The sequence below is a fragment of the Planktothrix rubescens CCAP 1459/22 genome (genome assembly GCA_904830895.1).
In the GTDB taxonomy this organism is placed as follows: domain Bacteria; phylum Cyanobacteriota; class Cyanobacteriia; order Cyanobacteriales; family Microcoleaceae; genus Planktothrix; species Planktothrix agardhii.
In genome coordinates, this window is record LR882958.1 from 3831073 (window position 1) to 3844381 (window position 13309).

The window sequence follows — 13309 nt, forward strand, 5'->3', positions numbered from 1 at the left end:
GGTATTGATTGTCAGAATAATGGGCGTGTAGTAAGATAACTGGGAGTCAAAAAGTTGTCAAACTCGAACTAGATTAAAGTCTTGTCAATTTTGCCTGTTTAGCACAATTCAAGAGCATTAAACCTAAAATTGTCCTCATTACTGAAAATATGTCACCCCAAGTCTCTCAAGATCAAGCGACAACTAATCCTATCTCCAATGTCACCAAATTTTGGGCAAGTGTAAAGGCGATCGCGGCCCCCTATTGGTATCCGACTATGGCGGGGGGAAGAGCTTTTTCTGATGTGATTAAAGCTTGGGCAATGCTGATTTTATTAATCGGAGTAATTCTAACCGTTGTGGGTTTAAATGCCTTCAATAGTTTTGTGAGTAATTATTTAGTTGATGTCATTATTGCCAAGGATGATTTTGATAAATTTGTAAAAACTTTGGTGGTTTTCGCGGTTGGACTGCTCTTGGTCACGCTTTTGGTGGGATTGCTTAAATTTCTCAGGAAAAGAATCGCCCTGGATTGGTATGAATGGCTCAATAGCTGGATTCTCGCAAAATATTTCAGCGATCGCGCTTATTACAAAATTAATTTTAAATCCGATTTAGATAACCCAGATCAACGCCTATCCCAGGAAATTGAGCCGATTACCAGTAACGCCCTCAGTTTTTTTACGGTTTGCCTAGAAAATGTCCTAGAGATGATCACTTTTTTAGTGATTCTCTGGTTAATTTCCCCTTTTGTTGCCATTCTTTTAGTCGTTTGGACAGTCCTCGGTAACGCCATTGCTATCTATCTAAACCAAGCCTTAAATAAAATTACCCAAGAAGAATTAGAACTTAAAGCTAATTACAATTATGCTCTAACTCATGTTCGGACTCATGCAGAATCAATCGCTTTCTTTGATGGAGAAACCCAAGAATTAAGTATTATTCAGCGTAGATTTAATAATATTTTGAACAGTGCTAAACGTAAAATTGATTGGGAGAGAGGCACAGAAATATTTAATCGGGGCTATCAGGCGGCGATCCAAGTATTTACCTTTGTCATTCTAGGGCCTTTGTATATGAATAGTGAGGGCATTAGCTTCGGACAGGTCGGGCAAGCCTGTTTAGCAGCTAATTTGTTTGCTAGTGCGCTAGGGGAATTAATCGGTGAATTTGGCACTTCGGGACGATTTAGCAGTTATGTTGAACGTCTATCGGAATTTTCTCAAGCCCTAGAAGAAGTCGTTAAACAACCCGAAAATGTAAGCACGATTAAGACCATCGAAGAAAACCATTTTGCCTTTGAAAATGTGACTTTGCAAACTCCCGATTATGAACAGGTAATTGTTGAAAACCTTTCCCTTTCTGTTCAGCCTGGGCAAGGTCTATTGATTGTCGGGCCGAGTGGTCGGGGTAAAAGTTCCTTGCTTCGGGCGATCGCTGGTTTATGGAATGCAGGAACAGGCCGATTAGTGCGTCCCCCCCTAGAAGAAGTATTATTTTTGCCCCAACGTCCCTACATAATATTAGGAACCTTGCGAGAACAGTTACTTTATCCCAATCGCAATCAAGAAAAAAGTGAGGCAGAATTAAGAGAAGTTTTACAACAAGTCAATCTCCAAAATCTGTTAAATCGAATCAATGGTTTTGATACAGAAGAGTCTTGGGAAAACATTTTATCTCTAGGAGAGCAACAACGTTTGGCTTTTGCCAGGGTATTAATTACCCGTCCCAGTTTTACTATCCTAGATGAAGCCACCAGTGCTTTGGACTTCAAAAATGAGGGGAATTTATATCAACAATTACAAAAAACTAACACAACTTTTATTAGTGTCGGACATCGGGAAAGTCTCTTTAACTATCATCAATGGGTTTTAGAACTCTCTGAGGATTCCCATTGGCAACTGCTCACAGTTCAGGACTATCGCCGACAAAAAGCTAAAGAAATTAGTAGTGTTCCTGGCGATAATTCCCAAGCTAGAGTCGAAAATTCACCTCATCAGCAAGCCGCAATGAAACCTCAAATTAATTCTTCCCAGGAACTCCTCCTTGAATCTCCAACGACAACAATCCTGACAGAAGAAGGACTTTCCCACGCACAAATGACGAAATTAAGCAACTATTCCGTCAGTAGTATTAGAAACCTAGCCAGTCGGGGAAAATCCATTACGGGAAATGATGGACTTACCTATCACTATGATAAAGACCCTAAAATCTTAAAATGGCTAAGGATTTAGCCGATACAGGGATAGTTAAAAACAACGTCAAACCATCACATTAATTTAGGAGCAAAAATGACTCTAACTTTAGTTAACGAAAAAGAATTAAGCTGTTACGCATTTAAACTTGATAACCTAGCGAGCGAGGACGCTCGCACTACAAGGGTTTTACGATTTCCGAATCACCAATTTAGGTGCTTAACAGCTTATTACAGGAAATAGTTCTTTCCTCCTCAAATTGTTGAATTTTAAAATCTAAACTTTCTTGTAAAGGATTAGGTAAAGTCATCATTCTGTCAATAATTTGAAACAGCTTGATAATCTTTTCTCTCGTTAAGCCCCGATCATACAACCCTCGAATTAAAGACCACTTCCAAGTTCTACGGCGGAGAGGATGTCAACAGAAAAGTATTAATCAAGATTGGCAGTAATTTTTCCTTTAATAGCTGAAATTGCGACAGTTCTAGGGGAAGCCAAATAATTTTTAGCGGTAGGGTCGCCACTACGTCCTTTAAAATTACGATTGGTGGCATAGACTCCCGTTTCTTCCTTGTCTAATACTCCCTTTCCTGAATTAATACAAGCTCCACAACCAGATTTGAGCAGTTGCGCCCCAGATTCTTCAAAAATAGCAAGATAGCCCAATTCTTCGGCTTTTTGACGTACCTCCATTGAAGCTGGCACTACGAATAAATCTACCCCCTGGGCAACCTGACGATCTTTTAAGACAGCCGCCGCTTGGGCGAGATCGTAGAGTTTTCCGCCAGTACAAGAGCCGATGAAGGCTTTGGTGATGGGAACATCTTCTAATTGACTAATGTTAACTACCTGATCTGGTTTAGGGGGACGGGCAACCTGGGGTTCCAAATGGCTCAGATCGAATTTATAAACAGCTTCATACTCGGCATCGGGGTCAGCGATCGCGTATTCAAACCCAATTGGTGTGCGACTGGTAACATAATGGTTTGTCACCTCATCCGCCGCAATTAAACCACACATAGCACCACATTCAATGGCCATATTAGCCAAGGTCAGGCGTTCATCTAAGGGCAATTGTTCAATGATAGAGCCACGAAATTCCATAACTTTACTGGTGGCTCCCCCACAGCCCAATTTGCCTAGAATAAACAAGATAATATCCTTGGCACTAATCTGAGGAGGAAGGGTTCCCGATAACTCAAACACCAGGGTTGGCGGGACTCGTATCCACATATCCCCCATTGCAAAAATATTGGCCATGTCTGTGGTTCCTACCCCTGTGGAAAAGGCTCCTAAAGCTCCATAGGTACAGGTATGGGAGTCCGTTCCTGCAATGATCATTCCAGGGCGAATAAATCCTTTTTCTGGCAACAAAACATGACAGATACCAGCCGCTTCCCCTGGGGAAACCAGATCAAATAGATGACAGCCTTGAGCTTGGGCAAATTTGACCATCTGCTCATACATAACCGGGGCTTTGTTATCAAGGCGAATGTCATTAATTTGGATAAAGTGATCAGCGACTAATACCACCCGTTGCGGATCCCATAATTGGGCGGTTTTTCCATAATTGTCATAAAATACCTTCGCGACCGAACTAGCCACCGCGTCATGGGATAAAGCCAGATCAATCTTGGCAAACACCCCTTCCCCTGGTTTCACATAATCATTGCCCGAAGCTTTTGCTAACATCTTTTCCACCCTGGTCATGGGACGGGCAGGGGTGACACTAGGCGGAATTTTAACCTCTCCTTGACGACGCTTTTGATTAAAGGCCATTAATCCCCCAGCAGTGGCGATCGCTTCTACCACAGGGTTTTGTTCCGTCTCCCCAATAATTTCTAAGGGGAGTCCAATATTAATACTATTGCGATAGAAAATTTCGGCGAACGATCGCGCTTTAACTTTTTTGATGCCAGCCGCTTTTAGGGCAATGGGGGCAATTTCTCGACTTGATCCACAGCCAAAATTATTCCCTGCTTCGATCTCATCATATTGTAGTAGTTCTCCCACGCCAATGATGTGTTCTAAAGCATATTGTTTTAAGTGGTCTGGATCATCATTAGTCCCTCTTTTAGCGGGAATAATATCGTCAGTATTAATATCATTTCCCAGGTACAGGATTTTGTTAGCATCAGTCATGGATTAAACTCCTTATTCAGTAGGTTGTTCAAGGGAAATTTCTTCAAGGAATAGGTCAACGAGGGTAGCCGTATTGACCAAAGTTTCGTGGTTTTGAGGGAACAAATCGGCGGTGCGGTATCCTTTGCCTAACAGTCGCTCCTGGGCCTTGAGAATCCGTTGGGCTGCCTTGATTTCTCCCCATTGTTGTAGCATCAAAACACAACCCGCTAGAGTACCCAGGGGGTTGGCAATGCCCTTGCCAGCAATATCTGGGGCAGTTCCATGAATGGCTTCATACATCCCCAAACCCTGGTTATTGAGACTGGCCGATCCCAATAATCCAATTGAACCTACCAACGCTCCACCAATATCACTGAGAATGTCCCCAAACATATTCCCTGCCAAAATCACATCAAATTGTTGGGGATTGAGAACCAGTTGCATGGCTAAGTTATCAACGAGCATTGGGGACACCACCACATCAGGAAAATTGGTAGCTTCCTCTTGTACCAATCGAGTCCAAGGAATCTGAGGTAGGGCATTTTCTTTGTGGGCAACGGTAAGTAAACCTCGACGTTCCTGGGCTTTTTGGAGGGCTACCTTTGCAATACGACGAATTTCCTGATCGTAATACCACATGGTGTGATAGCCGTAGGCTCCCTTTTCATCCGTACCCCGACCTGCTGGGCCAAAATAGATGCCACTGACCAATTCTCGAACGATTAAAATATCGAGGGCTTGCACTTTCTCCGGTCGCAGACTAGATGTATGCAGTAAACTTGGGCAACTGCGAATGGGTCGCAGATTAATAAAAAAGTCGAAGTGCCTCCGTAGTTCCAGAAGTCCCCCTTGACTTACTGCGCCAAAGACAATGCCATCAGACCCTTCACACTGTTGGATAGTTTCTGGGGGAAAAGCACTACCTAATTTTTCTAAGGCCATTCCACCGAGCAAGCCATAGTTTATCGTTAAGGCAAATCCCTCAAGTTGGGCAACTTGGCGCAGAATGGTTAAAGACGCTTCGACGACTTCAGGGCCAATACCTTCTCCTGGGATGGCGACGATACGATAGGATGATTTACTCAAAGGTTCCATTTTTCCATAACTCCACTACCTCTTCGGCGGTAAAATACCGTTCTTGTTCTACAGCCAAGGTTTTGATCACAGAGCGCATTTTCTCGTATTGTTCCTTGGGTTGGGGATGATTGAGTTCTTTTTCAAATAAATAACGGAAATTGCTCGCACCACTCCATTTTCCAAAGAGAATCTCAATCGTGTTGTGGGGTAAGACAGCATAACTTTTAGGATCGCTGAACAAAGACTTAACATGAATGCCAGATTCATGGCGTTGTGCTTGTTGGGAGTAAGGAGCGGCGGGACGAATGCCTTTTTGTTCCATATAATCCAGAACTGGGGCGATCGCGTCATAGTTAATGCCTTCGACTTCAATGCCAAAGCGAACTTTTAAGCCGTTTAATACCTGTTCAATGGCAACATTCCCAGAACGCTCACCAATGCCGCCAAAGGTTCCCGACACGATGGTCGCGCCTGCCATCACTGATTGGAGGGTATTTTCTAAAGCTAGGCCTAAATCATTATGGTAGTGTACTCCTAGATTGACCCCTGTGGTACTTTGCAAGAGATCGTTAACCCAAATATAACTTTTTTCGGGACTGAGAACCCCAACGGTATCAGAGAGGTAAAAGTCTTCAACATAAGGACTGAAGGTACGCAAGCACTCAACCAAAAAGTCAAAATCGGCCCTTGAGGCATCCTCGATCGCAAATTTTACCCTTAATCCTGCTTCTTGAGTTGCATAGCGTAAATGGTTAACAATTTCATCAATGGCATTTTCACGGATTCGGTTAATAATGTGGGCAGGAATGTGATCATCAATGGTCTTTCCTTGAAACTCTTTCATCTGAGAGATTTCCCGATCGCGTAGAAAAAGTAAGCGATCAGAGAGTCCTTTAAAAAGTACGATCTGACCAAGATCACAGTCTTTAGCTATATTTATAAAGTCCTTTTTGATCGGGGTGGCAGCCACAATTTGATGCTTTAATCCTTGCGCTACTAAGGTTTTGACTAATTTTGTTTCGTCATCACAAACACAAGGCATTATTTCGATCTCAGACACCCCTGTTTGGGCAATTAAATGAGCAAATTCCTGTTTCATTTCATAGGGAAAGAACAATCCAGCTTGTTGTTCCCCATCTCGTAGGGTCGTATCTGAAATTTTAATAGGAAGAGTTTGCATTTTTTCCTCTAGTTCATTACAATTACCACAGATGCTTGCCGATAAGTCGATTGACTTACGGCATTGATGTTACTATCAATGTTGAATGTTGACAATTGAGGTTGATAAGAGTAGATTTATCTGAGGCTTTTGTTACCCCGTCAGGTAACGACTTTTTAAGCGATCGCCTTTTAACCTGGCCCCCTTTGTGTAATTATTGTTTAAGCTCCTGTGGACTTCTAGTTCATGACTTCTCTAAGGATTTTCCTCCATGTTCAAGCAATCTATCCACCAGTTATTTGAAACCCAAGTTGAACGCACACCAGAAGCAGTGGCCGTCCTTTCAGAACAAGGGCAATTGACCTATGAGGAATTAAATACTAAAGCGAATCAACTAGCCCATTATTTGCGAACCCTGGGGGTTAAGTCCGAGACATTGGTGGGAGTTTGTGTTGATCGCTCCCTAGAGATGGTCATTGGCTTATTGGCTATTCTCAAGGCGGGGGGAGCCTATGTGCCGCTCGATCCAACTTATCCCAGGGAAAGATTGACCTACATGGTGCAGGATGCTCAAATATCCGTGTTGGTCACGCAAACGCAATGGTCTAACTTAATTTCCGACTATCAAGGACAGGTGATTTGCTTAGATAGTCAATGGGCAAAAATTGCCAGTTATAGTCAAGAAAATCTGGTTAATACGGTAAATCCTGAGAATTTAGCCTATGTCATCTATACATCGGGATCAACGGGAAAACCCAAGGGGGTAATGATTGAACACCAATCCTTGGTAAACTTCACTAAACTAGCGATCGCCCAATATCAGATCACGACAAGCGATCGCACTCTTCAATTTGTCTCTATCAGTTTTGATGTGGCCGCAGAGGAAATCTATGTTACTCTTTGTTCTGGTGCTACCTTAATCTTACGAACTGAAGAAATGATCAGTTCTATTCCTTCATTTGTTCAAAAATCCCAAGATTGGCAAATAACTGTTTGGAGCTTACCCACCGCTTACTGGCATTTATTAGTCAATGAATTAGTTAAGAGTAAAATAGCATTACCAGACAGCTTGCGATTAGTCATTATCGGCGGAGAAAGAGTTCAACCAGAATTGGTGAGAATGTGGTTTAAAAATGTAGGAAATTTTCCTGAATTAATTAATGTTTATGGCCCTACGGAAGGGACAATTGCGGTAAGCCTTTGTCGCCTATCACAACTAACAGAAAGTCAACGCAACAGGACAGAAATTCCTATTGGAAAGAGTTTAGGAGAAAATATTTCAGTTTATGTTTTAGATGAAACCTTAAAAACCGTTCCTCCTGAAACACCAGGAGAAATTTATATCGGGGGTACTGCGCTTGCCAGGGGTTATTTGAATCGTCCAGAATTAACTGCTCAAAAATTTATTCAAGATCCCTTTAGCCCCTCAGAAAGATTATATAAAACCGGAGATTTAGGCAGATATTTAGCCGACGGTAATTTAGAGTATTTAGGAAGAGTCGATCATCAAGTTAAAATCAACGGTTTTAGAGTTGAATTAGGAGAAATTGAAACCGTTTTACTTCAACATCATCAAGTCGCTCAAGCCGTTGTTATTGATCGAGAAGATCCTCTGGGAAATAAAAGATTAGTTGCTTATCTTGTTCCCCATTCAACCGAGGAAAATTTAACCGTAACTCTGCAACAATTTTTGAAGAATAAGCTTCCGAGCTATATGATTCCTGCGACTTTTGTTGTATTAAATGAGTTGCCCCTTAGTCCCAATGGAAAAATTGATCGTAAAGCTTTACCCATACCAGACTATGACGGAAACGAGCGTCAAACCCCCTTTATTGCCCCTCGTAATCACCAAGAAGAAAAATTAGCAAATATTTGGCATCAGGTATTTGGATTAGAAAAAATTGGAGTCAATGACAACTTTTTTCACTTGGGGGGACATTCCCTCATTGCCACACAAATTTTATCTCGAATACGGGATATTTTTGAGATTGAAGTTTCCTTTAAAAAATTGTTGGAGAATCCCACAATTGGAGATTTAAGTCAAACAATTACAGAGCAACAGCAAGATAAAAAAACAACTAGCTTTAAAACAATCAAGCCTATTGCACGGGACGGTTATTTGCCTGTTTCTTTTGCTCAAGAAAGGGTTTATTTTATTGAACAATTAGCCCCCTCGATCACAGCCTATCAATTTCAAGAAAGTTTACGCATTAAAGGCTTTTTAGATGTATCTATTTTAGAAAAAAGTATCAGTGAAATTCTACGTCGTCATGAAATATTCCGCACCACATTTCCCTCTGTAGCGGGGAAACTGGTACAAGTCATTCATCCACCCGAACCCGTTACAATACCCATTATTGACTTACAAAATATTTCCAAAGATAAACAGCAAGAAGAGGTTCAAAAACTGACTGAGCAGGCAATCCACAAACCCTTTGATATTAGTCAATTACCGTTAATACATTGGACATTGTTAAAATTAAATGAGCAAGAATGGGTGTTAATTCATGTGGAACATCACATGGTACATGATGGCTGGTCATTTAATTTATTTTTAAAGGAATTAGTCACCCTTTATCAAGCATTTTCTCAAGGAAAACCTTCTCCATTAAGTGAACCTTCCTTACAGTTTGTGGACTTTGCTCATTGGCAGCGAGAATGGACGAAAACAGAGGAAGCAACAACACAACTCAACTATTGGCATCAAAAATTAGCGGGTATTCCTCCTCTATTGGAATTACCCTATGATCGTCCTCGGCCAACCGAGCAAACCTATGGGGGCGGAAGGGTACGGGTGGATCTTCCCTTAGATATTTGCCAACTCCTGAGAAGCCTGGGTCGTCAAGAGGGGGTAACGCTCTTCATGAGTATGTTTGCAGTCTTTGTCGCACAGATTTATCGCTATACAGGCCAAGAAGACATCTGTGTGGGTTCTGGAGTGGCTAACCGACGGTTGCGGGAGACAGAGGGACTTATTGGCATGATTGTCAATAATATCGTGCTTCGTACTGATGTTTCGGGAAATCCTACCTTTAAACAACTGTTAGAGCAAGTACGTCAAGTTACCCTGGAAGGCTATGCTAATGAAGACTTACCTTTTGATAAAGTTGTCGAAGTGTTAAAACCCGTTCGTCACTTAAGTTATAACCCCTTATTTCAGGTAATGTTTAGTTTCCATGATGCTCAATTGCCTGATTTGAATTTGCCTGGGTTGACCATTAAACCGAACGATGCCCTTACTAATAATTCGGCAAAATTTGATTTAGATATTGTGGTCATTCCTCGTTCTGAGCAACGGGTTGGACGTAATTCTACCGCAGAAACCAAGGGAATTGAGACCGAAGGAATTACGATGGTTTGGGAATATAATACGGGACTCTTCGAGGAATCTACTATCAACAGAATGGTCGAAGATTATCAAACCCTATTACAAGGGATTTTAGCGAATCCCAACCAAAAACTATCTCAATATTCTCTGTTAACAGAGCAACAGAAACATCAGTTATTAGTGGAATGGAATAACACTCAAGCTGAGTATCCGAAAGTTAAGGGAATTCATCAACTCTTTGAAGAACAAGTCAAGAAAACACCAGAGGCGATCGCTGTTATATTTGAGGATAAGTACCTCAGCTATCAACAATTAAACGAACAGGCAAACCAACTTGCTCATTATCTCCAAACATTAGGGGTTAAACCTGACAACCTAGTGGGAATTTTTCTAGAACGTTCCCTAGAAATGTTCATTGGACTATTGGGAATACTCAAAGCAGGCGGGGCCTATTTACCCCTAGATCCCACCTATCCAGAAGACAGATTAGCCTATATGGTTAATGATGCTCAAATTTCTACGATTGTTACTTTGGAAAAATGGGCAAATTTGGCCACTCAACAGGAACTTAACTGGGTTTGCTTAGATAGTCAAAAAGATATTATTGCTCAACAAAGTAGTAGTAATATTGATGCGGTAATAGAAGCCAAAAATCTTGCCTATGTCATCTATACATCAGGCTCTACGGGACAACCCAAAGGGGTCTTGATTGAACATCAATCCTTAATTAACTTTACTAAAAGTGCGATAGAAAAATATGAAATCACGGAGCGAGATACTGTTTTACAATTTGCCTCCATCAATTTTGACGCGGCGGCTGAAGAAATTTACCCCTGTTTAAGTCGTGGGGGAACCTTGGTGCTGAGAACAGAAGAAATGATGAAATCTGTCTCAGCATTTATCCAAGAATCTCAGAAAAAAGAAGTAACAATTTGGGATTTACCCACCGCTTACTGGCATTTATTAGTCAGTGAAATTATTCAAGAAAATCTCCAATTACCGCCATCTTTGAGACTGGTAATTTTAGGGGGTGAGCGGGTGTTACCAGAAAGGGTAAAAATGTGGCAGGAATACGTGGGACAATATCCCCAATTAGTTAATAGTTATGGCCCGACAGAATCCACCGTTGTCTCTACCCTACACTATCTGGAAGAAATACCTATTAATCAAGCAGAAATTCCCATCGGAAAACCCATTAATAACGTCCAAGTTTACATCTTAGATCAATACTTACAACCGATGCCCATTGGCGTACCTGGAGAACTTCATATCGGGGGTTTAGGGATAGCAAGGGGGTATTTAAACCGACCAGAATTAACGGTAGAAAAATTTATAGATAACCCTTTTAAAACAGGAGAAAAACTCTATAAAACAGGAGATTTAGTCCGCTATAAATTCAACGGTAATTTAGAATTTTTAGGACGCATTGACTCTCAAGTTAAAATTCGGGGTTTTCGCATTGAATTGACTGAAATTGAAACAGTCTTAAATCAATATTCATCCATCAAACAATCGGTAGTTATTGCCAGGGAAGATAGTCCAGGGATTAAGCGATTAGTTGCCTATATCGTAGGGAATAAAAATCAAAACAAAATCGAAGAAATTCGCTATTATCTTAAGCAGAAATTACCGCCTTATATGGTTCCCTCTGCTTTCGTTTTCCTGGAAGAAATTCCCATAACGACTAACGGAAAAGTTGACCATCGTGCCTTACCTATTCCAGAAACAACTTCCTCGTTAGAAAGCGAGTTTACTGCTCCTAAAACACCCATAGAAGAACGTTTAACCGCAATTTGGGCTGAGGTCTTAAGACTGGAAAAAGTTAGTATCCATGATAACTTCTTTGAACTGGGAGGGGATTCAATTATTAGTATCCAGATGATTTCCAAGGCGAATCAAATGGGATTACAATTAAGTCCTAAGCAACTTTTTCAGTATCAAACGATTGCAGAATTAGCTACCGTTGTCGGAACAGATAAGCAAATAAAAGCTAATCAAGAATTAGTCACAGGAATTATCCCTTTAACGCCCATTCAACATTGGTTGTTTAAGCAAGATTTACCTGATGTTAATTACTTTAATCAATCAGCATTAATTGAAGTTCCAGCAACAGTAAACCCAGAACGATTAAAGCAAGTTATACAAGCATTATTGAATCATCATGATGCTTTGCGGTTGCATTATATTCAAGAAGATGAAAGTCTAACTCAAATTAGTGATACCACAAAAAATGCCATACCTTTAGAGGTAATTGATTTATCACAACTGTCTCCAAGCGCACAAAAAACAGCAATTATAGCCAAAGATGAAGAAACTCAAAGGAGTCTAAACCTAACCACAGGAGATATTGTCAAAGTTGTTTTATTTAACTTAGGAAATGAACAACCAAGTCAATTACTCATCGTAATTCATCACTTAGCGATCGATGGAATTTCTTGGCGTATTTTACTTGAAGATTTAGCTACAGCTTATCAACAAATTAGTCAAAGTCAAGAAATTAAATTACCACTAAAAACCACTTCATTTCAAGATTGGTCTAACCAATTAGTCACCTATAGTCAATCTGAAAAATTAAAACAAGAAAGGGATTATTGGATATCCCAATTAACAAAAGAAATTGCTTCTTTACCTATGGATTATTCTGGGACAAAAGAGAGTAATCAGTTAAGTTCGGCAAAAGCCATTAACCTATTTTTAAATGAAGAAGAAACTCGTGGATTATTACAAGATGTTCCTGGTGTTTACAATACCCAAATTAACGATATCTTGTTAACTGCTTTATTGGAAAGTTTTAGCCAATGGACAGGAGAAAAATCTTTAATTGTTGACTTAGAAGGCCATGGACGGGAAGATTTATTTGAAGTAATAGACTTGTCTCGTACTGTTGGTTGGTTTACCACCCTATTTCCAGTGCGACTAGAAGGCAGTAAAACGGGACAACTTCCAGAAACCTTAAAATCAGTTAAAGAGCAACTGCGTCGTTTACCCAATCGTGGTATAGGTCATGGTATTTTGAAGTATTTGTCTAAAGATCAAGAGGTTAAAAAGCAATTTCAGGACTTAATAAAAGCACAAGTTAGTTTCAATTATTTAGGTCAATTTGATCAGGTACTATCGGCATCAGGAGTTTTAGGAGAAGTCAAAGAATGGAAAACGGAACGAAGTCTTGTGGGAAACCGCAGTCATTTGTTAGAAATTAGTGGATTAATTCGTTCCCAGAAATTAGAAATGCAATTTGTTTATAGTGAGAAAGTTCATCAACGAGAGACCATTGAAAGATTGGCAAATGGATTTATGAGCGTCTTAAAAAGTCTAATTATTCACTGTCAGTCGTCCAAGGATAAAGGTTATACACCATCAGACTTTTCTGCTGCTCAAGTTAGTCAAGAACAGCTAGATAAATTCCTATCCAAAATCAATCAAAAGAAAGGTAAAACGAGGTAATTT

The 13309-nt window shown here is 40.5% G+C and carries 5 protein-coding genes; 2 read left to right on the forward strand and 3 right to left on the reverse strand.

What is annotated here, in order from left to right; genetic code table 11:
• Positions 1 to 149: 149 nt before the first annotated feature.
• Complete coding sequence (locus NMG86_RS17795; RefSeq protein ID WP_026798227.1) at positions 150 to 2213, forward strand: ABC transporter ATP-binding protein/permease; 2064 nt, start codon at positions 150 to 152, stop codon at positions 2211 to 2213.
• A 393-nt stretch (positions 2214 to 2606) separates the two neighbouring features.
• On the opposite strand, the gene NMG86_RS17800 is transcribed toward NMG86_RS17795, so the two are convergent.
• Genes NMG86_RS17800 through NMG86_RS17810 form a run of 3 tightly spaced genes read right to left on the reverse strand, consistent with a single transcriptional unit; the run spans position 2607 to position 6555 of the window.
• Positions 2607 to 4316, reverse strand: a complete 1710-nt coding sequence (locus NMG86_RS17800; protein ID WP_026798228.1) for an aconitase/3-isopropylmalate dehydratase large subunit family protein — start codon at positions 4314 to 4316, stop codon at positions 2607 to 2609.
• 12 nt (positions 4317 to 4328) lie between these two features.
• On the reverse strand, positions 4329 to 5393 hold the full coding sequence (locus tag NMG86_RS17805) for an isocitrate/isopropylmalate dehydrogenase family protein (protein ID WP_026798229.1): 1065 nt from the start codon (positions 5391 to 5393) through the stop codon (positions 4329 to 4331).
• Complete coding sequence (locus NMG86_RS17810; protein WP_026798230.1) at positions 5377 to 6555, reverse strand: hydroxymethylglutaryl-CoA lyase-like TIM-barrel protein; 1179 nt, start codon at positions 6553 to 6555, stop codon at positions 5377 to 5379. The genes NMG86_RS17805 and NMG86_RS17810 overlap by 17 nt, the downstream gene beginning before the upstream one ends.
• Positions 6556 to 6805: 250 nt before the next feature.
• Here NMG86_RS17810 and NMG86_RS17815 point away from each other — a divergent pair, with 250 nt between their 5' ends.
• Complete coding sequence (locus NMG86_RS17815) at positions 6806 to 13306, forward strand: non-ribosomal peptide synthetase (protein WP_026798231.1); 6501 nt, start codon at positions 6806 to 6808, stop codon at positions 13304 to 13306.
• Positions 13307 to 13309 lie beyond the last annotated feature (3 nt).